Genomic DNA, 22,734 nt, shown 5'->3' with positions numbered 1-22,734 from the left:
AGACAAATCCCCCTCAATCCCCCTTTTTCTAAGGGGGAAGCAAAACCAACACATGAAGTGAACGGCATTACCCCTCAAGCCCTGTTTTACAAAGGGGGAGGCTGCAGCACTAAAGTGCTGCCAAGATCTTTATTTATTTTGCTTAGCGCATATCCCGCAAACCATCACACACTCTGCCCCAAGAAAATCTCGTAAGACATATCCAATACCTTATCCGGATAAACCTTTCCTTCCATTCTGCCGATTAAACGCTCGGCAGCCACACGGCCAATGGCTTCGCGCGGGGTAATCACGCTGGCGAGTTGCGGCGCTAGTGCATGGCCGATATCTAGCGCATTAAAGCCTGCCACACTGATTTGCTCTGGCACGCTCAGCCCCATGGCTTGGCAAGCAAGCATCGCTCCGGCAGCAATATCATCATTGGTGCAAAACACACCGTCCAGATCCGGCGCGGCTTGCAAGGCATTACGTAATAGCTGGCCTCCCAGAGTAAAACTGGAAGGCTGATCGGTGTGAATCAATATTGGTGTCAGCCCTGCCTCAGTCAGCGCAGCTAAATAACCTGCTTCCCGCTGACGGGTACGATGATCCAAACGTGCGGCTAAATAGGCAATTCGCTTTCTTCCTTTGGCAATCATCAGGCCCACGATTTCTTGGGCGGCCGCTGTGTGGTTCAGCCCGACAGCCAGATCAATCGGATGCTCTGGTAACTCCATCACTTCCATAACGGGGATGGCAGCGGTTTCTAGCATTCGCAAGGTGCGATCGGTATGCTGGGTTTCAGACAAAATCAGCCCGTCTACATTAAATGACAGCAATTGTGCAATCTGCTGCTCTTCCCGCTCCATGCTATAGCCATAGTGCCCATAGAGGGCATGCAAGCCCGCAGGGCCGCTGACCGATTCAATACCGCGCACTACGCTGGAGAAAACCTGATTCGACATCGAAGGCAGCAAGACGCCAATCGCCCGGCTTTTGGCATTGGCCAGCATATCGGGCACGCGGTTATGGATGTAGCCCAGCTCCTCCATCGCAATGGCAATTTTTTTAGCCGTTGCCTCAGCCACTTGCTGCGGCTCCCGCAAATAGCGGCTAACCGTCATTTTAGACGCACCCACTTTATCCGCCACATCCTGCAAAGTGGGGCGGCGTGCTTTGTGATTCATTAGATTCCTTGTGTCTGCAAAATGCGGGGATCGCCCACAGCGGCTATGTTACTAGCTGATGTTACACAACGGAAACCTAAATCTTGAGCCACGGTGGCCGCAGAGAACACGGCGTTTCACAGAGAAACAATGCCTACATAAACTGCATCCCCTGTCATCAGCCTGAAAGATTTCCCCCGTAGTTTTCGTTAAATAAAACCATCTGTAGTGATGGCTGGCTCTGAAGCGCTTCCCCTGTTAGACTACTGCCCCTTTCGGCCAGCGAGTTAAGTCATTGTGAACACTGCATCTTTTTCCAATCTACCCCTCTCGCCGGCCATGCTGCAAAACTTGGATAGCTTGGGTTACGTCGAAATGACGGAAATTCAGGCGCAAAGCCTGCCGCTGATTCTGGCGCGGCGCGATCTCATTGCCCAGGCAAAAACCGGCAGCGGCAAGACCGCAGCCTTCGGGATTGGCATGCTGCATAAGCTCAACCCCAGCTATTTTGCGATTCAGGGCTTGGTGATTTGCCCAACGCGCGAGCTGGCCGATCAGGTGGCTAAAGAGCTGCGCCGTCTGGCCCGCTTTACTGAAAATATCAAAATTTTAACGCTGTGCGGCGGCACGCCAATGGGGCCGCAAATCGCATCTTTAGTACATGGCGCACATATTATTGTGGGCACGCCTGGCCGCCTGCGCGATCACCTTGGCCGCGCTTCAATTGATTTATCGACGGTACAAACGCTGGTGCTGGATGAAGCTGACCGCATGGTCGATATGGGCTTTTACGACGAGATCGCAGGGATTGTGAGCGCCTGCCCGACCCGTCGCCAAACCCTGCTGTTTTCGGCCACCTATCCCGACAATATTCGTAAAGACAGCGCAAAGTTTCTGAAGCTGCCTGCCGAAGTGAAAGTAGAGGCGCAACATGCTGACAGCCAAATCGAACAACGATTCTATTCCGTTGCCCACGAAGAACGTAATGCCGCCGTGGCGCAGCTACTCAATCACTACAAACCGGTTCAGACACTGGCCTTCTGCAATACCAAGATCCACTGCAGAGAGCTTGCAGCAGAGCTGCGGGATCAAGGTTTTAGTGCCCTGGCGCTCTATGGTGAATTAGAGCAACGAGAACGCGACGAGATTCTGGTGCAGTTTGCTAACCAAAGTTGCTCGATTCTGGTCGCCACCGATGTAGCCGCCCGTGGTCTGGATATCCAAAGCCTAGGCGCGGTGATTAACGTCGATGTATCCAAAGACACCGAAGTGCATATCCACCGTGTTGGACGCACCGGCCGCGGCCACGACAAAGGCCTGGCGCTAAGTCTTGCCGCGCCCAATGAAAAAAAATGGGTTACGCTGATCGAAGAATACCAAGGCGGGCCGGTACGCTGGTTTGATCTGGAAAAACTGGAGCCTGCAGAGGGCGGCCCTTTGCGCCCACCAATGGTGACGCTGTGCATTATGGGCGGCAAGAAAGACAAGCTGCGTCCGGGCGATTTACTTGGCGCACTCACCGGCGACGCGGGCCTGACTAAAGAGCAGGTCGGTAAAATCAATGTGTTTGAGTTTTTAACCTATGTGGCCATCGACAGACGCGTCGCCAGCAAGGCCTTTAACAGCCTGAGCCAGGGCAATATCAAAGGCCGCAGCTTTAAGATGCGTTTTCTGGGCGAGTAAAACCAGGAGCACAGCGCTTTAAGCATTTCTGTCGTTTAAAGCAGCTTCAGCTTTATAAGACCGCTCAAAACTTGAGCCACAGCGTTCACAGCAAAAACACTGTGCGTCCTGTGGCTCAAGTTTTTTAATGCTCTGCTAAGCGGGCTAAAAAATCTTTCAGATTAAGCTGCATCCTTTCAACGCATCATCAGCCGCTCACCATGCCTGCTTTTTTTCTTGCCTGCTGATCCATCATCCGCTGAGCCTCGCGTCTTACCTCTTCACGGTTTGCAGCTGTGCCATTTTCCCTAGAAATATTACGCACCAGCTCATCCAGCTCGCTCTCGCTCAGTATCCTGCGGTTCGGAATAACACCCGCGGTGTCTTCGGGCGGCGTGCGCGCTTCTTTCATCGCTTGCTCATCTAGGCTTTGCTGCACCCTTCTTCTGACTTCTTCACGGTTAACTGCCGCACCATTGTTTTCCATGGATTCATTTTTAATAATCAGGTCAAGATCATGCTCAGACAAGATTTTGCGCTGCTGTTGATAACGAGCTTGGATATCCGCCTCGCTGAGCGCCTGGCCCTGATATACAGGCAATGATTTTCCACGCACAAACAGGCTTGGCAGGCTAAATAATGAAATCAGCAAAACCACCAGCGCTAAAGCTGAATGCCATAAAGCGGGCGGCTCTGCGGGAAACCCATAATCATTTTCATCATGATCACCCGGTGTAAAACTGAGCACACAAGAAACAACAACCATACATAAAGAGCCCAAAACATTGGCGCCATTGAAACCCGAAGCCTTCGGCATTGTCCCAACAAGCGCGGCGCCCAGCATAAACCACCCAATCCAGCTGGCAGGTTTATTTAAATCATGTAAACGCAAAATCATCAGCCTAAAAGTCTGCCATAACGTCCAAGCCATCAGACCCAAAAGCGGCACGAGCAGACCGTTGCTTATGGGGTCCCCACTCATTGATGGCGTAAAGATGGCAAAAATAAACATCGGGCAAAGCACTAATAAACTGGAGGTCAGATACCGCACCCGGCCCAGCCGCCCGGCGGTGCTCACGCCCCAAAAAGAAGGGGTATCAAACTCTGGCTCTTTAATCACAATGGGCAAAGGGCGAGCACGCGGAATAAGCGGCTCTGCCTGCATGGCCAGCGCCCGCGGCATATCTGTGCCGCATTCAATACATAAATTACGCCGAATCTGCTCTCTGTGGCATTTAGGGCAAGTCATGGTACTGGCAGGCTCAATTAGCTCAAGAATAGCGGCAGATGTATCCGCAGCAGGCTGCAAGGTTGCTGTAGGCACAGAAGCATTGCTGGCTTCGGCCAAAACCTCTGCGCCCGTTTTTTGCAGTATTTTCAGATAGGTTTCCAGCTCGCTGTGCGGCAGCGTTTTTTTAATCACCGTAGGTGCGCTGGCCAAAAGCGATTCAGCTCTTGCATGATCCAGCCTCAGTAACTGGGCAAGAGCGGCTGCTGCACTATCAAAAGTGGCGCCGGGCAATAATTTGCCAGTTAAAACTAAGCGAAAAGTAATACCCATTGCCAGCCCGGGCCAGATAAAAGAGCTCATATACTACACAACGATTTTATTTCTTCATAATTTCTTTAGCTGAAAGAAATGGAATATTATGAAAATAGCATTTACATCACCAATCAAGCCAAAAAAGAGCACAGAATGCTTTTATTCTCTTTTTTATCCCGACTGAATACGCCATTAAATCCATCAAACACGCCATAAATACAAGCATCCGCAGTGAATAATCGCCGCTGAGCCATGCCGGTCAGCAGCGGTATTTCGAACTAATTGAAGATTGCTTTACACGGCACGGCACGTACACAGGTATAATGCCCATAGTGAGCGCGTTACCCAGTCAGCGCGCTGCACAATCCAAGTACGCCATCAAGCATATTCATCCTCAGCTGTTACAAAATCATTCACGGTCAACCCTGCAAACTACTGGGCTTAGCGGGCTGAAGTGAAAGACGACTCAGCGCCCTGTTTGGCTAGATTTACACAACCAGTCTGTTCACGATGGTTTTAAAATCAGGTGAAACAAGTGCAGCCTGAGTCGCTTAAAGCTGGCTGATATTCAGCTAAGCAGAATGCGGTTGAGTGATCTATCTTGATATCCTACTTGGCTAAGGTTTCTAAACACCTACCCCATCTGCCTTTGACTGGCGCTATCCTTAGCGACAGGCCGATATCTCCTCTGGAGTTTGAATGAGTTTTTCCGCCCTAGGGCTTGCGGACGATATCGTCCGCGCCGTTACTGAACTTGGCTACACCACGCCAACCCCTATTCAGCAGCAGGCTATTCCTGCTGTGTTATCCGGTGGTGATTTACTTGCTGGCGCACAAACCGGCACCGGCAAGACCGCCGGCTTTACCCTGCCACTGCTGCATATTCTGAGCAGCAAACCTTCCGCCAGCAAAAAAATCCGTGCGCTGATCCTAACCCCGACGCGTGAATTAGCCGCGCAGGTTGAAGAAAGCGTGCGCGATTATGGTAAATATCTGCCACTGAAATCCATGATGATGTTTGGTGGCGTGAGTATTAATCCGCAAATTAAACAGCTGCGTGGCCATGTGGATATTCTGGTGGCCACACCGGGGCGTTTACTCGACCATATCTCACAGAAAACCGTTGATTTAAGCGGTGTTGAAGTGCTGATTCTGGACGAAGCCGATCGTATGCTGGATATGGGCTTTATTCGTGATATCAAAAAAGTGCTGGCTTTATTGCCAGCCAAGCGTCAGAACTTACTGTTCTCCGCTACTTTTTCTGACGAAATCAAAACACTGGCCGATGGTCTCTTAGATAACCCTGCGCTGATCGAAGTGGCCCGCCGTAATGCCACCGCCGAAATGATTACGCAAAAGGTTTACTTTGTTGATCGTGAGCGTAAACGCGAACTGCTAACCAAGCTGATCAAAGATAAAAACTGGTTTCAGGTGCTGGTGTTTACCCGCACCAAGCACGGCGCAAACCGCTTGGCTGAGCAGCTGACTAAAGAAGGCATTAACTCGCTGGCCATTCACGGCAATAAAAGCCAGGCCGCCCGTACCCGTGCGCTGGCCGAGTTTAAATCCGGCACGCTGCAAGTGCTGTGCGCCACCGATATTGCGGCCCGTGGGATTGATATCGAAGAATTGCCACACGTGGTGAACTTTGAGCTGCCGAATGTCGCCGAAGATTATGTACACCGTATTGGCCGTACTGGCCGAGCTGGCTCCGAAGGCGAAGCCATTTCACTGGTTTGTGTGGATGAGCACAAGCTACTGAATGATATTGAACGCCTGATCAAACGCGATATCACCCGTGAAAGCGTAGAAGGTTTTGCGGTTGATCCAAGCATCAAAGCAGAGCCTATCTTAAATGGCCGCAATGGTGCACAGCGCAAGCACGATCCGCGCAATCCAAACAGCGGCCGTCCACCACGCGGGCATAATCGCAGCGATCGTGCCCCGGCAGCTGCTGCGGCTGGCGATGCGCCACGCCCTGCCCGTCCGCCGTTTAACCCGGATGCTCGCCCACGTTTCAATAATGAATCACGCGGAGAGGCCCGTTCACCCGCCACGCCACGCCCGGCCGGTGAAGGCCGTTTCAACACCAATCCACGCGGTGAAGCACGCACATCAGCCAGCCCGCGTCCGGCTGGCGAAGGCCGCTTTAACACCAATCCACGCGGTGAAGCACGCACATCAGCCAGCCCACGCCCGGCTGGCGACGGCCGCAGTAATCCGCGTACTGGCCGCAGTGATTCGCGTGCACCGCAAGATCGTGGCTATCCTGATCGTGCCCCTCGCAGCGATGCCCGCAGCAGCGCACCACGCCCGGCGGCCAAGCCACGTGGGGATCAACAACCACTGAGCAATGAAAACACCCCAGTTGCAGCACTATTTGCACCGATCAAACGCTCTGGCGGCCGTCATCATTAAGCTTTAATACCTCCCAAAACGGCGCGTTCAGCGCCGTTTTTTTTTGCCCGCAATAAACGGCCTGCGGTGTGAATATGTCAGGCGCAAATCTTGGTCCAGCTCAAAACAACGTGGGCAAAACCAATCTAAGCTAAGGACATTATTCAGGAAGCGCTGCCATGACAAAAAATCATCCCAAACTGCCTGAGAACCCTTATTACGAAGGCGTTCCTGATTACATGACCGAGGTGTACGACTGGGCTTATGTCAACCCACGCCGTGTGAATCAGCTGGACCATAATCTGGTGGTCAAAGTGCTGCTGTTTGGCAATGATCAGCGCCTGATGCGTGCTTATCTGAATGAGATTCAACCGGGCATGAAAGTCTGGCAAGTCGCCCATGTTTATGGTGATTTAGTGCGTAAAGTGGCGCAAAAAACAGGGCCGGATGGCTGCTTTCACCTCACCGACATCACTCCGGCACAAATCGAGCATGGCCAGCGTAAACTCGCCATCTACCCATGGGCCAAAGTCATCCGCTCAGATGCAGCGACTTATCAGTGCGATAAAACATTTGATCTGATTTGCAGCTTCTTTTTATTGCATGAAGTCCCCGACGATAAAAAGCGTGTCATCGTTGACCATATGCTGAACAAAATGCCCGCTGGCGGCAAAGTCTTGTTTGTGGATTACCATAAGCCATCCGTCTGGCAACCCATACGCTGGATCTTAAAATGGGTGAACGCTAAGTTAGAGCCTTTTGCAGAAGCACTCTGGCATCATGAAATCAGCCATTTCGCCAGCCATGCAGATCAATACATCTGGCAAAAACGCACGATATTTGGCGGGGTTTATCAAATTGTGACGGTTAAGCGTAAAGACCAAGCAGACAACTAAACCGATCCGGCTTGCCACTGCGAGTGCCGCCGCAAGGCAAGCTTTCAACACGCTCATTCGATACACGGGGCTAATCACAACAAAAACAAACACCAAACTTACAACAAATTAAATTATTGTTTTGACATGCGCAAGTCCCGGGACAGAAAATACTCGAATATCGTTATTTTCTAATCTAAGGACACGCTATGCTGCGAACCAAGCTGTTTCTTGCCAGCTCAATTTTTGCTTTAAGCACTTTTGCAAATGCTACCGTAATTGATTTCAATGATTTAAGCCATGATGAGTATTATCATGCTTTCAATTCGATTAATTCCAATGGCTATATTATTAATAACGACAGCCTAGGGGATGAGCGCTTAGGCGTTTGGGGAGCCAATTCTGATTTTCAGGCAGATACTGGCCATGCCGCGGTTTTTGTAAATTACAGCGGCAGCAAAACCAGTATTGAGCTGGCCAATAAATCTTTATTTAATTTTAATTCTATTGACCTAGCGGATGTTTTTAACCAGGGTGAAACAGGCTCAATTACATTCAGCTTTTTCAGCAAACTGGGCACAAGCTATGAAACAGTCGTTTTTGATTCTGCCAAAGGTTTGCAAACTGCCATTTTTAATAAAACAGATCTGACAAAAGTATCTTGGGCAGGTGCAAACAGCCAGTTTGATAATATTGTTACTACCCCAGTGCCAGAGCCAGAAACGTATGCGCTGCTTGGTCTTGGCCTCGTCAGCGTATGGGTTTCACGCCGCCGCAAGCAAATCAGATAAAGAAACAAATTTTTGATTTGCCTTTTTAAAACCACAGCAACTTGCTGTGGTTTTTTATTCTTAAAGCTAATCATAAGCAGCCTGATTAGCTTGTTCAAAAAAATATCTGTTTACTATGAACTTTTTATAGCCTTGCCGCTCCAACCAGCGCATAGTCTTTCGCGTTGCCCCGTCATTCATACGACACTTAGCCTGCAATACCCTCCTCAATATGTGCAATAGCGTCTGATTTGCACAAATCTGCAGATCAGCTCTGTGCCCGATATGCATATCTGTGCACAATAGATTGTCCCCCACAGCCTGACCTCACACTGGAGCATCTTATGTTGAATCCCCTCTCTCTGGCGTCACGATGAAAGTAACACTGCCTATCTGGACCATCGCCGCCCCCATCATTGCTTGGGTGCTATATCTGATCCCAGTGCAGGGCATGGGTGCTGTTTATCTTAGTTTATTAACTATTGGCTTATTTGGCGGTGTTTTAGCAGCGGTTCACCACGCTGAAGTTGTTGCCCACCGTGTTGGCGAGCCATATGGAACGCTGGTGCTGGCTGTAGCCGTCACCATTATTGAAGTTGCATTGATTGTTTCTCTGATGATGGCAGGCGGGCCAGAAACCACGGCACTGGCCAGAGATACCGTTTTCGCAGCGGTCATGATTATTCTGAACGGCATTATTGGTATCTGCCTGCTGGTTGGCGGTGCGCGCTTTAAAGAGCAAACCTTTAGCTTGGATGGTGTCAGCGCGGCACTCACTACGCTGGCCGCCATTGCAGTGCTTACGTTGATATTACCCAATTACACGACCAGCGCCCCAGGCCCTGTTTATACCTCCAGCCAGCTGATCTTTATTGCCGTGGTCACACTCACGCTCTATGGCACTTTTGTGCTGGTTCAAACCATCAGACACCGCGATTATTTTCTGCCCAGCCATGGCGAAGCAGGCGATGAAGAAGCGCATGCGGCCCCTCCATCGCTCAGCACCACCGCTATCAGCAGCCTGTTGCTGCTGGTATGCCTTGCCGCAGTCGTACTGCTTGCCAAGGCTCTGGCACCCAGTATCGAGCAGGGCGTAGCCAGCATGGGTGCGCCCAAAGCCGTGGTTGGCGTCATTATTGCGGCCGTTGTCCTGCTGCCTGAAGGCATTGCGGCCGTGCATGCCGCACGAGCAAATCGCCTGCAAACCAGCCTGAATCTGGCACTGGGCTCGGCGCTTGCCAGTATCGGCCTGACGATTCCAACGGTAGCCGTACTCTCGCTGATCAGCGGCTTAACGCTGACCTTGGGGCTGGATATCAAATCCACCGTATTACTGGTGCTGTCGCTCTTTACCACCATGCTGTCTTTAGGCACAGGTAAAACAACGGTCTTGCCGGGCGTGGTTCTGCTGGTGATTTTTGCCGTTTATTTATTTACCACCGTCATTCCATAAACAACAAAGCCTGCAGGTGAATCAGCCCCCTGCAGGCAGTCTTAGCGAAGGAAGAATCATGCAAGGACTACGCCATTTTTCAATCTGCAGCGCATTATTTGCGCTGTTTTTTATTCCTTTAAACGCAGAAGCTCAAAAGATCAGTAGCAAAGAAGCGCTCACCTGCACAGACAGCAGCAAGTGTGCCTACTTCTTTGATGTTTATGCTGCAGATAAACCACTGCGCCAGCAGCTGGATAAAATATTTAAAACAGCAGGCATAAAAACGCCACGCTGGGTGGGCAAAGGGGTATCAAGCCCGGTTACCCCGCTGCTGATCGCAAAGCAGCCCTATTTGCTTAGCTCCGTATGCGAACCACACAACTGCGGCCACTCGGTCAGCATGCTTTATTCACCCGCTCAAAAACGAATAGTGGCCCGCTACAAAACGGATGACACCAGTGCACGCTGGCTGGGAGCCCCCAATAGCACAGAGCAGCAGCTGATCAGCGAATATGAAACCGCCGACAGCCCCTTACAAAAAATGCTGGACAGCCAAGCAAAGCGGCCGATTGTGATTGATTAATACCGCAATAAACAACACAAAAATATTCATATATAAATACATATTTGCAATAAATATGCTCAAAGCCGTAATATACAAATGCTTCAAGCTAAGGCTTGAAGCATTTTTTTATCCAGATAATTTAAAATAAGTATTAGTGCTGATTTAAAAAGGACATCCTCCCATGCTGCGGTTAATTACACTTTTAATTATTGCCGGTGTGCTGCAATTTACCTGGAAACATTATTCAAATAATAAAAGTAATACCGAATACAGCACAAACCAGATGAGCCAATTAGCATCCGCCGTAAAACCCGGCGAAGTCACCATGTATTCCACCACAGAATGTGCTTATTGCAGCGAGGCTAAATCATGGTTAAATCAGAATGGTTTTGCCTTCACCGAATGTAATATGACAATTGATCAGCGCTGCCAGCAGGAATTTAACGCCTATGGCGCAGTGGGTACCCCTTTTCTGATTGTACGCGGCCATCAGATGAAGGATGGCTTTGACAGCGATGAATTCTTACAAGCCTTAAGCAGTTAAGCCCGCCTTTTCAGCCTGCCAGTCCTTTCTGGAGTTTCTATGTTGAGCAAATGGACACCACTTGCCCTTGGCCTACTTTTACTGGCCGCCAACAGCTTTGCCGCCGGTAAACAGCAGGGTATCACCAGTGCTCAGGTTTTAGAAAAATCCCCCGCAAGCGACTGGCGGCCACTGGATCCGGACAACACTCTGATCATGGATTTAGCTGCAGGCCAAGTCATCATCGAGCTGGCCCCCCGCTTTGCCCCGCGCCACGTTGCCAATATCCGCAAAATGGCCCATGAAGGATATTTTGACCAGCTGGCGATTATTCGTGTGCAAGATAATTATGTCAGCCAATGGGGCGATCCAAACAGCGAAAGCAGCCCCAAATCTTTAGGCAGTGCAGAAAAAAAACTCCCGGCCGAATTTGATATTCCCCTCAAAAATCTACCTCTGACCCGCCTTAAAGAAACCGATCCCTTTGCCCCGGTAACAGGCTGGGTAAACGGCATGCCTGCAGCGGCTAATCCCAAAACAGGCCGCGCTTGGCTCACACATTGCTATGGAATGGTGGGTGCGGGGCGCGATATGGCCGCCGACAGCAGCAACGGCAGCGAGCTGTACACCGTTATTGGCCAGGCACCACGTGGCCTGGATTTAAACATCACCCTTGTTGGCCGGGTACTGCAAGGTATGCAATGGCTGAGCGGCCTGCCGCGTGGCACTGGGGCGATGGGCTTTTATGAAAAACCAGAACAAAGAACCACGATCAACCGAGTGCGGCTGCTAAGCGATCTGCCTGACAGCGAGCGCCCCAAGCTGGAAATACTACGTACCGACAGCAAAAGCTGGCAAAACCTGCTGCAAGCCCGCCGTATCAGGGCTGAGCAATGGTTTATCAACAGCCCCGGCCATGTCGATTTATGCAGTGCCAGCGTCCCCATCCGAGCAATCCAATAAACCGATTCAGAGCATAAGCATGAACCCAATCCTTCTAGATTTTCCTGATGAAATCACCACTAAACGGCTGATTATCCGCTGCCCACGCTCTGGCGATGGCCTAGCCATGCACGAAGCCAAAACAGAATCGATCCAGCAACTACGCCAGTTCCCCGCCTCGCTGCCATGGGCCATGCACGAGCCAACAGCAGACGATGCAGAAATTTTTTGCCGCCAGAGCCATGCCGATTTTATGAGCCGCAGCAATTTAAATATGCTGGTGTTTTTAAAAGAAACCGGGCAATTTGTGGGCGCTTCAGGATTGCACCGAATAGATTGGGAGATTCCCAAATTTGAAATAGGCTATTGGTGCCGCACTTCATTACACGGACACGGCCTGATCACCGAAGCCGTCAGCGCTCTTAGCCAGTTTGCTTTTGAACACTTAAAAGCCAAACGTTTAGAGATTATTGCAGATGATTTAAATACCGCCAGCTGGCGGGTTGCTGAAAAAGCTGGGTTTGAGCTTGAAGGCATCCTGAAAAATGAAAGATCAGATCCCGATGGCACGCTGCGTAATACGCGGATTTATGCCAGAACGGCATAAATCCATGCTTAAAGAAATAACAAAACCCACACCTTAAGCCACAGAAGCCTCAGAGAATACGTGGTCTCACAGAGAACAAAATAAATACAACACTGCTCTTTGGCTTCTGAGTATTTTTATAATAAACAGCACGTAATTGCTCAGCCTGTTTCTCATATCAATGAGTCATTCTTTAAAATCATAATCCTGCCTGTTCACCTGTAATTTTGGCCAGATCTCCAGCCATTTTTTCTCTGCCACCCTCGCCTCAAAATCGCTTATTTTGGGGCGTTTTGGGTTCAGTGTAATTTGTAGATCACGGAGGTTTTCTAAGGGGAATGGAGAAATAAACACTGGATCAGATGCCAGGCTAACGCCAATTGCCGTTTCTAACTCTGGCCAATAGGACATTGCATCCAGCGTATTTAAATAGGGTGCATCGCCATTACGGCTATGCATTCTGGCCTGATTTTTAACCGACCAGAGCAGATCCGAATTTTGCATTAAACACCGCTCCAGCGCCCTGTCTACCTCTTCCGAAATATCCTCCGCATTAAAATAAATCAGATCGATATCCGCCAAAGGCGTTGGCTCAGCGTAATCATGCAAGCGATCCCAAACCAGATTGCGCACAAAACCCGCCGCAATACACCAATCTGGCAGCTCCAAGTCTGCGGCCTGGCGCAGCGCTTGGCAGCGCACAGGATCGGCCTTTAGCCAAAGCGTTAATTGCTGATAAAAATCCATCTATGCGCCAGGCACCATCAGCAGCGGCTCTCCAAAAGCAAAGGAAACCTTCTGAATGAGTCCATCGGCCACCTCGTAAACGCAAAGCATTTCTACCGTGCCTTTCCCCTCGGGGAAATTACGCGTAATCCGCTCATAATCCACCACAATGGGCCCCATTACCGTGCGCTGCAAAAGCTTGGCGTATAAATCCGGCTCAGCAAATCGGCTAAGAACCCGCGAGCGGATCGCCGCATGCCCCGCAGCCAGCAGCTCGCCATGCAGGGTAAACTGCTGCGCATCTGCGGCATAAGTTGCAAGCCAAGCATCGACATTTTTGGCGTTATAAGCATCAAGCTGGCGTTGAATAACATCGGCAGGACTAAGTGATTGCATTGTGATTGATCCAGTTATTGAATAAAAAATAAAAGTTTAGACCAAACTGCCCTGCTGATAATAAGCCAGATATTTAGCCCGCTCTTCCTTGCCCAACAAACCCAAAGCTTCACCAATTAAGGCCGCAAACTCAAACACCGCCCAAGGCTGAGCCGTTATTAAGCGCCCATCTCTCACCGCATTTGCCCGCTCGTAAATAACCCCCTGCCATAGGGGGGCCACAAAATTCACGAGCTGTGACAGCGCAAACTCGGCGGTGTATGTATGCGTAGCGCGCCGCCCTGCTAATAAGCCGCTTGCAGCAATCACTAAAGCCCCTGCGCAAATCCCTGCCAGCACAGCCCCTTTGGCATAAGCCGCTTGCAGGCATTCATTCGCCAGCCTTAATTCCATAATCGAATCTGGGTTTCCCCCTGGCAGCAACACCGCATCCATTGTCAGCACAGCCAAATCGGCATAAGAGCCCACCGCCATCATGCACGCACCATTGGACGACACATGAGGCCCGCCATCGGGCGTAAAATATTGCACCCTAGCATGCTTAGCAAGCAGCTCCACGGCAGCGGCAATCTCCAAGAAAATACAGCCAGGATAAAGTAACACTGCAACAAGCTTCATCACGTAAGTCCCTGCACTAAGCGCAATTCTTGCAGCTCTACCCCTGCCAGCTCAAACGTCTTGGATAGATCCGGCGCAAAGCCCGCCTTGGCATAAAACTGCAGCGCCCGCTGATTACCCGCAAGCACCCAAAGGCTCAGCGCTTTAAAGCCCTGATCCTGAATCCGCTCCTTAGCCGCGGTATACAAGGCTAGCCCCACACCTGCTGCCCAGTAAGCGGGGCTAACATACAAACTCCAGATTTCTGCCTGATCGCTTGCAGCATCTTCGTCCCGGCAGGGGGCAAAGGAGATAAAACCCAACAGCCCATCACCAGACTGAGCTACTAAAACTTGGCTGCTGCTAGTCTTCAACGCATTGCGCCACGTTTCTGCGCGTTTTTCGACTGATAATTGCGCCAGATAATCACTAGGCAATAAATCGCAATAGGCATGCTGCCAAGACAACACATGGATTTGAGCGATGCTCAGGCAATGGTCCTGTGTGGCTTTTTTAATTTCAAAATCCATTTATCTCCCTGCACATATCCACAGTAATACCATCACATCGGACCAAGTAGCATTGCAAACTACAGCCAAGGTTCAGCCATTAATTTTGGCCAGCGCTGGGTATAACTCTCCACCATTTTTAAATAGACGGCCTCCCCCATCTGTAATGAATTAGGCCGAAGCTGCATCGAAAATAAATCTGTTAAACCATAGGGCGCATAGATTTGATAATCACGGCCCCTTATTCCAACCGCAAAAGCAGACAGCCACGTATCGATGCCCTGCTCGGCGCTCGTCAATGGTTTAACTTGCCCACCTGATTGATTGCTACACCATTTATGCACAAAGGCTTGATTTGTCATATCCAGCAAGAATTGATTTTTGGATAAAGCCATAAACGATGCTTCTCTTTCTGCACGCAGCGCCTTAGATTCGCTGGCATCAAAATAAATCACATCTACATCTTTAATATGCGAATGAATTTCCTGCCCGGTCAGCTGATTCCAAATCACCTGAGCCACAACACCGCCTGCAATATAGTAATTGGGTAAGGCAAGCGTCCCTGCAATATCAATAGCCAGATTAATCCAGCCTGAATTTGAAATTAATTCTTTAAATTGCGCTTCGTGCTGAATCAAAATATTTACTCTGTGATTTTCATACCATTACGCTGGCCATTTTCATTAGAAATCTCTGCCTCTAAGCCCTTTAAATATGCAGCCGCCTCGTCCAGCTCCAGCTCGCTGAATACCCGAATCCCAGCATCTTGCAGCAGAGTAGCAGTCACGCCCGCTTGTGGGTGCTTAGTGCCGGTGAAGCTGCCATCGTAAATAAAAGACGAGCCACAGGATGGGCTGCCTTCTTTTAAAATGGCGATTTGAATATTTTTTCCTTTTGCGACAGCCAAGGCCTGCTTAGCGCCACTCACAAAAGCTCGGCTCACATCCCTGCCACTTGATTCCAGCACCTGCGCCTTGCCCTGCAATACATCCCAGCCACTTTGCATGGCCATGATTTCAGCCGGAGGGCGGGGAACAGGCAGGCCTGCAGCCACTTCGGGGCATACCACAATGAGCCTGCCCTCCTTATTCCAAACCGCCAACAGAGGGTGATCGCTCGCTGCTGCAACGCCGTTATACCGAACTGGCCGCCCCAATAAACAGGCGCTGACTAATACATATTGCATTCTTATCCCGTGTTAAAGCGATGTGGAAGCCTAACTAGGCGGCCCGCAAAAAGTGATTCAAACAATCGCTATCGGGTCGCAGACCCACGCCGTAAAAAAACCAACTCTAAGGCTCCCGTGCCTTTAAAGCAGCGTTGGTACTCCGTAAAACCATATGCGGCATATAAAGCTAAAGCGGGTGTATTTTTAACTGAAGTCATGACCGTCAACTCATGCCCTTGCTCAATTGCAAACTTTAATAAACAAGTTGCCAGGCCTTTACGCTGATGATTTGGGGCCACGACTAAAGAGCAGATATTCATTTCATACAGGCTGATTACAGCCCGCAACTCGCCTTCATCAGTAATGCCAAAGAAATGCTCATTGCTTCGTAAAATATCATCAAGCGTGGTGTTTAAAGGCGGAAAGTGTTTTGCACCAATCAGCTCAGACTCCTGAGCATAAGCCGCCATTTGTACCGCATGGATTTCTTTGGCCGCGCTCAGGTCCTGCTGCTGCAATCGCTCTACAACAAACATCACGTTCTCCACACCGGCTGGCAGCGCACTTCTGATTTAACCGAGTTGGCGATAAAGCACTCTTCATGTGCTTGGTTGTGCATTTGGACTAGCTCTGTCTGGGTAGGCTGGCGCGCCCCTGAGAAGCTCACTTCCGGCCTAAGTGTGACCACCGCCAGCCATTTTTTTCCTGCTGCATTTTTAGCCATTTCACCTGTAGCGGCATCAAAGTAGCGATCTACACAAAATTTTCTTTGTGCCGCAATCGATAAAAACCACAGCATATGGCAGCTGGAAAGCGAAGCAATAAAAGCTTCTTCCGGATCCAGTGCCGCAGCATCAGACATCGGCAAGGGCACCACATGCGGCGATGATGAGCCGGGGACTTCTAAGCCGCCATCAAAGCGCAGCAGATGTTTTCTGCTGTAGCGATTGCTGAGGAAATCCTCCTCCCCCCGAAGCCAAAGAATTTCTGCGGTGTGCTGTGACATAAGATCGCTCTGCTGTTTATCAATTGAAAATCAATCAGCTGACAAGGTATGTTGCCCATCCATCGTATTTACCCCCCAATTCGGCAGCAAGATGAAATAAAGGCAAGGTAATCTGATCAATATGATCATGGCTTGGTATGTCACTGCGCTTTAATTTAACGCCATATTCTGGGTATTCATCATCAGGCTCAATCAGTTTTTCAATCAAAAAACCTGATGCAGATACTTTTTCAATAAATACCGCTCTTGACTTTACATCGGGAAAATACGCCCAATGATCAAGGTCTCTGGCCTGATCCAAAGCATCCCCGTGTTTTTTTAAAGTGCTGCATATACGGCGGTTATTAATAATTTGCCTGTCTTTTTGAGACGGGGAAAGATAATTCAGATAAACCGACCAATCCCTGTCATCCTGAATCCCGGTCTCGTATTCATACTCCGGGAAGGTCTCCATTACTTTCCCGGCCTTTTCCGCCCATAAATCTGCCTCTTTTAAATATAAAATAAAATCACGACTGCCATCCTTAGTGCAGCGGCCCACATATAGCACATTGTCATTAACAAGCTGTGCAATATGATCTTCTATTTGATTTAAAGTGGCAGATTCTTCCTGGCTGGACAAGCCATCTTCGCGGGGTGAATTCATAAATATCCGGATATAGCCCATCACGGCAAAGCCATCAACAGGCGCTGCAATATCCAGATCAACAAACATTGAAGCAGGCTTATTTTCTACCTGGCACAGATAAAAGTCCCAATTACCCGACACGCAGCTCTCCTGAATTTTTTAAATAACTGAATCATCATCCAAACATTAAAATAAATATTATCATGAAACTATTTTAATAGTATCAATATTACCAATTTAAAAATGATATGGAAAATATAATAAATAATCCTGGGGAACCTCTGCACAAATACTTTTTTCGCAAATTAGATACTTGTAAGTGATTGATTGAATGGTGTGTCGATCAATGGTTTTTGATTCGTGCAGAGGTTTCCTAGGCTAAGGGTTTTTAATCCTTATACCAATTTAGTATTCAGCCTTGTTTTTTAAGGCGGGGTTAACTCAATAAAGGCGGTACATACACACTCACCCCATCCCCACCCAAAGCTTTAGCCTGATACATGGCTGCATCTGCATTTTTAGCCAGTTCAGCCACATTTGTGCCGTGATCGGGGAATAGGGCGATGCCGATGCAGGATGAGATGGCGAGGGATTTTTCTGCAAGAATAAAGGTTTGCTTCAGTGCTTCGCGTATTTTTTCTGCCACAGCCCGGGCGTCGTTTTCACTATTGATTTCAGGCAGAAGCACCATAAATTCATCGCCGCCTATTCGCCCTACGGTATCCGAATCCCGCAGGCAGCCCAGCATTCTTTGTGCTGATTCTTCCAGCAGCAAATCTCCGGTGGCATGGCCGTGAAGATCATTAACCGGTTTGAATTTATCTAGGTCAATAAATAAGATAGCCAGCTTGCTTTGGTTACGTTTTGCCCTGCTGAGGGCTTGGCTGATTCTTTCGAATAAAAGAATACGGTTAGGTAATTGCGTCAGCATATCGTAATGCGCGGAGTGTGCAAGCTGCTGGTGTATCTGTTTACGCTCATGAATATCCAGCAACATGGCCACAAAATGCGTAATCACTCCACTGCCATCCTTTACCGGCCCCACATGAGCTTCTTCCCAGCACTGCTCACCCGATTTACGCTTGGTCAGCAGCTCCCCCGCCCAGCGATGCCCTCTTACCAGATGGCTCCACATTTCTACGTAGGCTGATTCATCCACATCGTCCGCGCGCAAAAAACCAGGCGTTCTGCCAAGTACTTCATCGGGTGCATAGCCTGTTTCTTCAGAAAATTTAGGGTTTACATACTCAATCACCCGATCGGGGCTAGTAATTAAAACGGGGGTCGGGCTTTGTTCAATCACAGTAGAAAAAACTTTTAAACGCTGCTCTGTAAGACGGACTTCTGCCAGCGCTTTAGCCAGCCTGCCATTCAGGTAATGAATATAAAGCGCAATAGATCCCACCAGCACCAACAGGCTTAATGAAATGCCAAGCAGCCTGTAAATCCAAGAAACATCGACTTTAGGGTGTTCATCGTACAAAAAACCTTTCAGAGAAAAACCATTGGGCAACATCCCAATCTCGGCGTAGGTATCGGCAATATGCCGCCATCGGCCAGGGTTCATATAGCCCACAGCAATCAGATCCGCCCGCATTAGCTCAGCCATTTGTGTGGCTTCAAATTCAAGCTGGGCCTGATTCCTAGAATTAGCATATTTTCTTAAAATCATTTGAATGATTTCATCGGAATGCGCCATGGCGTATTCCCAGCCCCGTAGGCTGGCCGCCCTGAAAGCCTTTACCCGCTCGGGATGCTGCTCAATTTCTTGCTCGCTGGTAAACAGATTATCGCCATAAAAATCAATACCGGCAGAGCGCGGTGTGTAAATCTGGTATTTAATACCCGCCTTATCCAGAATATAGGGCTCATTAGTCAGATAGGCAGAAATGGCATCTACACTGCCCCCCATCAGTGAATCCGTCTTAAAATTATGGGCAACTAACTTCAGGCTATCCAGCGCAATACCTTCCCGCTTTAAATAGGCGAGCAGTTCTTCTGCAAGCGGCTCAATCATCAGCCGTTTATCGTTTAAAAAGTGAACACTTTGTGAAGATGATTTTTCAATGGCAATCAGCACAAAGGGGGAGTGCTGCAAAATGACGGCCAAAACAACAAGGGGCTTGCCCATTTTGCGGGCCAGCAAAAGGCTGCTGGTGCCGGTGGCATATTCAGCGCGCCCGGATACAACCTCAACCATGGGATCTGTGCCTGGCAAGGCAGGCTTAATGTCTACATTCAGACCAGCCTGCTCATAAAAACCCAGCTCTTTTGCTGCGTAATACCCCGCAAACTGAAAGGCATGCTCCCACTTTAATTGCAGCGTCACCTTATCATTCGCCAACACAGGCGAGAATAGGCTCAAAATACTCAGCAAAGCGGTTAAAAAAAGTTTCATTCGTCGTTTCGCAGTGATCACCACAATAAAAAACACAAAATTTTTTTCAACTATCGATCAGCCATACCGGCCATTATAATTTAAAAAAACAATTTAGAATAAAATACGAAACAATATCCACAGAAAAGATAAATCAACCCTATTTTAAAAAATAATTTCAATACAAAAATGGGATCATTTTTTTTAAAACGCATTTTATAAGCCTGATACTGAGGGTATCGCTGCACCAGCCAGCGCTCTTCATGGTGCGCTTTTTAATCAAAGAATATAAATAAAATGATCATCATTAAAATATGTAAATAACTTTGGCGGATGAATGAAATTCCAAGCGCCACAGACAAAAAAACCATATTCAAACAAACAAGCCCCTTACTGCGGTCAATTGTCTTGTCATATCAAGCCCCGGCGCAGCTTGGGTGGGCCGCTGTATAGAAGGACGCAAGGCCGGTTAGCCGTTAAGCACAGGACGATGCTTGCAAAACAAGGGATAATGCAGCCGAAAATACGCATTATTTAAGGAATTCCTCATGGAAATTAAGGTCAACTTTCTCGACAAGCTTCGCCTTGAAGCCAAGTTCGATGATTTCACGGTGATCGCCGATCAGCCAATCCGCTATAAGGGCGATGGCTCGGCACCGGGCCCATTCGATTACTTTTTAGCTTCATCGGCTTTGTGCGCGGCCTACTTTGTGAAGTTGTACTGCGAGACCCGCAATATTCCAACCGAGAATATCCGCCTATCGCAGAATAATATTGTTGACCCAGAAAACCGCTATCAGCAGATTTTTAAGATTCAGGTGGAGCTGCCTGCAGATATTTCCGCCAAAGACCGGCAAGGTATTTTGCGCTCTATTGAGCGCTGTACAGTTAAAAAAGTCGTGCAAACCGGCCCCGAGTTTGTGATTGAAGAGGTAGAGAGCCTAGAAGCCGACGCTCAGGCTTTACTGACCTTAAACACCGCCAGCGATGCCGCCACCTATATCGTAGGTAAAGATCTGCCGCTTGAGCAGACCATCGCCAATATGTCGGGCCTTTTGGCCGAGCTGGGCATCAAAATTGAAATCGCCTCATGGCGCAATATTGTGCCCAATGTGTGGTCGCTGCATATTCGCGATGCGCATTCGGCCATGTGTTTTACTAATGGCAAGGGCGCTAGCAAAGAGTCGGCCCTCGCCTCAGCGCTGGGCGAATATATCGAGCGGCTCAGCTGCAATCATTTCTATGCGGGTCAGTATTGGGGCGAAGAGCTCGCCAATGCGGATTTTGTGCATTACCCGCAAGAACGCTGGTTTCAGCCTGGCCCTAAAAATGCCCTGCCAATTGAAATTCTGGATGACTACTGCCGTGAAATTTACAACCCAGATGGCGAATTACTGGGCACGCATCTGTATGACACCAACTCCGGCAATGTAAAGCGCGGCATCTGCTCCCTGCCCTTTGTGCGCCAATCGGACGGCGAAACGGTGTATTTCCCTTCCAATCTGATTGAAAACCTTTATGTGAGCAATGGCATGAGCGCGGGCAACACGCTGGCCGAAGCGCAGGTGCAATGCCTTTCAGAGATTTTTGAGCGCGCAGTCAAACGCGAGATACTGGAGGGCGAAATCACCCTGCCCGATGTACCGCAGGATGTGCTAGCAAAATACCCCGGCATTCTGGCGGGGATTGCTGGCCTCGAAGAGCAAGGCTTTCCGGTGCTAGTGAAAGATGCGTCGCTCGGCGGCGTTTACCCGGTGATGTGCGTTACCCTGATGAACCCGCGTACCGGCGGTGTATTTGCCTCATTTGGCGCGCACCCCAGCTTAGAAGTCGCCTTAGAGCGCAGCCTGACCGAACTACTGCAAGGGCGCAGTTTTGAAGGCCTGAACGATCTGCCCCGCCCCACCTTTGAAAGCCATGCCTTAACCGAGCCAAACAACTTTGTTGAGCACTTTATTGATTCGAGCGGCATTGTGTCATGGCGCTTTTTCAGTGCGAAATCGAATTACAACTTTGTGGAGTGGGATTTCTCCAGCCAAGGGCCAAACGCCAATACCGAAGAAGCCGCCGCCCTGTTCGGCATTCTGAAAGACCTAGGCAAAGAATCCTATATGGCGGTCTACGATCAGTTAGGCGCCACCGCCTGCCGCATTCTGGTACCCGCCTATTCAGAAATTTATCTGATAGAAGATTTAATCTGGGATAACACCAACAAAGCACTGCTATTCCGCGAAGATATTCTGAATTTGCACCGGCTGGATAAGGCAGCCCTCTCTGCACTGCTCTATCGCCTAGAAGACAACGAGCTGGGCGATTACTCCAAGGTATCGGACTTAATTGGCATCAAGTTTGATGAAAACACAGTATGGGGCCAGCTAACGGTGCTGGAATTAAAACTGCTGATTAATCTGGCCCTGCAGCACTTTGCAGACGCGCACGATCTGGTCGGTGCCTTCTTGCAATACAACGACAATACCTTAGATCGCGTGCTGTTTTACCAGGCCCTCAATGCCGTGCTGGACGTATTACTGGATGATGAGCTGGAGTTGGCCGACTACGAAGTCAACTTCCGCCGCATGTTTGGCAATCCACGTATGGACGCAGCACTAGGCTCCGCCAACGGCAGCGTACGCTTCTTCGGCCTGACAGAAACTAGCATGAAACTGGAAGGCTTAGATAAACACCACCGCCTGATCGATAGCTACAAAAAGCTGCATGCGGCGCGGGGCCGTTTTGTGGCAAAGACTGCTTAGGAAAAACTGTTTTTCCCGTAAGCGAAAATCTGCAGCATGAAAAGAAAAACGACCTTCAAAGCTAAAAGCTTGAAGGTCGTTTTTTTGCAAAAAATTACAGTTGGAAACTGTATCAGATAAAAACGCCAGCC

22 protein-coding genes are annotated in these 22,734 nt (G+C 49.3%); 10 read left to right on the top strand and 12 right to left on the bottom strand.

What is annotated here, in order from left to right; translation table 11 throughout:
- Positions 1 to 164: 164 nt before the first annotated feature.
- Positions 165 to 1,166 (bottom strand): substrate-binding domain-containing protein, encoded by a 1,002-nt coding sequence (locus DYD62_RS00845; RefSeq protein ID WP_115225640.1) that lies wholly within the window; start codon positions 1,164 to 1,166, stop codon positions 165 to 167.
- Between the two features lie 276 nt (positions 1,167 to 1,442).
- On the opposite strand from DYD62_RS00845, the gene dbpA reads away from it, so the two are divergent.
- Positions 1,443 to 2,828, top strand: a complete 1,386-nt coding sequence (gene dbpA / locus DYD62_RS00840) for an ATP-dependent RNA helicase DbpA (RefSeq protein ID WP_115225639.1) — start codon at positions 1,443 to 1,445, stop codon at positions 2,826 to 2,828.
- Positions 2,829 to 3,015: 187 nt separating this feature from the next.
- Here dbpA and DYD62_RS00835 read toward each other — a convergent pair whose 3' ends face one another.
- Entirely contained in the window at positions 3,016 to 4,398 is a 1,383-nt protein-coding gene (locus tag DYD62_RS00835; RefSeq protein WP_115225638.1) for a DUF805 domain-containing protein, read from the bottom strand.
- Between the two features lie 651 nt (positions 4,399 to 5,049).
- Between DYD62_RS00835 and DYD62_RS00830 the strand changes: the two genes are divergently transcribed.
- The 8 genes from DYD62_RS00830 to DYD62_RS00790 all read left to right on the top strand — a co-directional run bounded on the left by DYD62_RS00830 (position 5,050) and on the right by DYD62_RS00790 (position 12,464).
- Positions 5,050 to 6,768, top strand: a complete 1,719-nt coding sequence (locus DYD62_RS00830) for a DEAD/DEAH box helicase (protein ID WP_115225637.1) — start codon at positions 5,050 to 5,052, stop codon at positions 6,766 to 6,768.
- A gap of 158 nt (positions 6,769 to 6,926) precedes the next feature.
- Positions 6,927 to 7,643, top strand: coding sequence for a rhodoquinone biosynthesis methyltransferase RquA (gene rquA, locus DYD62_RS00825; protein WP_115225636.1), 717 nt, complete (start codon positions 6,927 to 6,929; stop codon positions 7,641 to 7,643).
- A gap of 188 nt (positions 7,644 to 7,831) precedes the next feature.
- The gene (locus DYD62_RS00820) at positions 7,832 to 8,413 is read left to right on the top strand and encodes a PEP-CTERM sorting domain-containing protein (RefSeq protein ID WP_115225635.1); all 582 of its coding nucleotides are present in this window, start codon (positions 7,832 to 7,834) and stop codon (positions 8,411 to 8,413) included.
- Positions 8,414 to 8,765: 352 nt separating this feature from the next.
- Positions 8,766 to 9,845: a calcium:cation antiporter gene (locus DYD62_RS00810; RefSeq protein ID WP_115225633.1), complete on the top strand. Its 1,080-nt coding sequence runs from the start codon at positions 8,766 to 8,768 to the stop codon at positions 9,843 to 9,845.
- Positions 9,846 to 9,903: 58 nt separating this feature from the next.
- Positions 9,904 to 10,410, top strand: a complete 507-nt coding sequence (locus DYD62_RS00805; protein WP_115225632.1) for an Ivy family c-type lysozyme inhibitor — start codon at positions 9,904 to 9,906, stop codon at positions 10,408 to 10,410.
- 163 nt (positions 10,411 to 10,573) lie between these two features.
- Positions 10,574 to 10,936 carry a glutaredoxin family protein gene (locus DYD62_RS00800; RefSeq protein ID WP_115225631.1) on the top strand — a complete coding sequence of 121 codons (363 nt, stop codon included), beginning with the start codon at positions 10,574 to 10,576 and terminating at the stop codon, positions 10,934 to 10,936.
- Between the two features lie 39 nt (positions 10,937 to 10,975).
- On the top strand, positions 10,976 to 11,878 hold the full coding sequence (locus DYD62_RS00795; RefSeq protein ID WP_115225630.1) for a peptidylprolyl isomerase: 903 nt from the start codon (positions 10,976 to 10,978) through the stop codon (positions 11,876 to 11,878).
- A 19-nt stretch (positions 11,879 to 11,897) separates the two neighbouring features.
- Positions 11,898 to 12,464 carry a GNAT family N-acetyltransferase gene (locus tag DYD62_RS00790; protein ID WP_115225629.1) on the top strand — a complete coding sequence of 189 codons (567 nt, stop codon included), beginning with the start codon at positions 11,898 to 11,900 and terminating at the stop codon, positions 12,462 to 12,464.
- Positions 12,465 to 12,629: 165 nt separating this feature from the next.
- On the opposite strand, the gene DYD62_RS00785 is transcribed toward DYD62_RS00790, so the two are convergent.
- The 10 genes from DYD62_RS00785 to DYD62_RS00740 form a co-directional block, all read right to left on the bottom strand.
- Positions 12,630 to 13,190 (bottom strand): nucleotidyltransferase family protein, encoded by a 561-nt coding sequence (locus tag DYD62_RS00785; RefSeq protein WP_115225628.1) that lies wholly within the window; start codon positions 13,188 to 13,190, stop codon positions 12,630 to 12,632.
- Entirely contained in the window at positions 13,191 to 13,565 is a 375-nt protein-coding gene (locus DYD62_RS00780) for a nuclear transport factor 2 family protein (protein WP_115225627.1), read from the bottom strand.
- Positions 13,566 to 13,601: 36 nt separating this feature from the next.
- Positions 13,602 to 14,183, bottom strand: a complete 582-nt coding sequence (locus tag DYD62_RS00775; RefSeq protein ID WP_115225626.1) for a DJ-1/PfpI family protein — start codon at positions 14,181 to 14,183, stop codon at positions 13,602 to 13,604.
- Positions 14,183 to 14,692, bottom strand: coding sequence for a GNAT family N-acetyltransferase (locus tag DYD62_RS00770; RefSeq protein WP_115225625.1), 510 nt, complete (start codon positions 14,690 to 14,692; stop codon positions 14,183 to 14,185). Before DYD62_RS00770 ends, DYD62_RS00775 begins: the two co-directional genes overlap by 1 nt.
- Positions 14,693 to 14,751: 59 nt before the next feature.
- Positions 14,752 to 15,309 carry a nucleotidyltransferase family protein gene (locus DYD62_RS00765; RefSeq protein WP_165928571.1) on the bottom strand — a complete coding sequence of 186 codons (558 nt, stop codon included), beginning with the start codon at positions 15,307 to 15,309 and terminating at the stop codon, positions 14,752 to 14,754.
- A gap of 5 nt (positions 15,310 to 15,314) precedes the next feature.
- The gene (locus DYD62_RS00760; RefSeq protein WP_115225623.1) at positions 15,315 to 15,857 is read right to left on the bottom strand and encodes a 2-thiouracil desulfurase family protein; all 543 of its coding nucleotides are present in this window, start codon (positions 15,855 to 15,857) and stop codon (positions 15,315 to 15,317) included.
- A gap of 68 nt (positions 15,858 to 15,925) precedes the next feature.
- Entirely contained in the window at positions 15,926 to 16,375 is a 450-nt protein-coding gene (locus DYD62_RS00755; protein ID WP_115225622.1) for a GNAT family N-acetyltransferase, read from the bottom strand.
- The gene (locus tag DYD62_RS00750) at positions 16,375 to 16,845 is read right to left on the bottom strand and encodes an OsmC family protein (protein ID WP_115225621.1); all 471 of its coding nucleotides are present in this window, start codon (positions 16,843 to 16,845) and stop codon (positions 16,375 to 16,377) included. The genes DYD62_RS00755 and DYD62_RS00750 overlap by 1 nt, the downstream gene beginning before the upstream one ends.
- A 34-nt stretch (positions 16,846 to 16,879) precedes the next feature.
- Positions 16,880 to 17,614 carry a DUF695 domain-containing protein gene (locus DYD62_RS00745; protein WP_115225620.1) on the bottom strand — a complete coding sequence of 245 codons (735 nt, stop codon included), beginning with the start codon at positions 17,612 to 17,614 and terminating at the stop codon, positions 16,880 to 16,882.
- Between the two features lie 295 nt (positions 17,615 to 17,909).
- Positions 17,910 to 19,871, bottom strand: coding sequence for a GGDEF domain-containing protein (locus DYD62_RS00740; protein WP_115225619.1), 1,962 nt, complete (start codon positions 19,869 to 19,871; stop codon positions 17,910 to 17,912).
- A gap of 527 nt (positions 19,872 to 20,398) precedes the next feature.
- Between DYD62_RS00740 and DYD62_RS00735 the strand changes: the two genes are divergently transcribed.
- Positions 20,399 to 22,603, top strand: a complete 2,205-nt coding sequence (locus tag DYD62_RS00735; RefSeq protein ID WP_115225618.1) for an OsmC domain/YcaO domain-containing protein — start codon at positions 20,399 to 20,401, stop codon at positions 22,601 to 22,603.
- The last annotated feature ends 131 nt before the right edge of the window (positions 22,604 to 22,734 follow it).

The sequence above is a fragment of the Iodobacter fluviatilis genome (genome assembly GCF_900451195.1).
Taxonomy (GTDB): domain Bacteria; phylum Pseudomonadota; class Gammaproteobacteria; order Burkholderiales; family Chitinibacteraceae; genus Iodobacter; species Iodobacter fluviatilis.
This window is presented reverse-complemented; position numbering and strand designations above follow the sequence as displayed.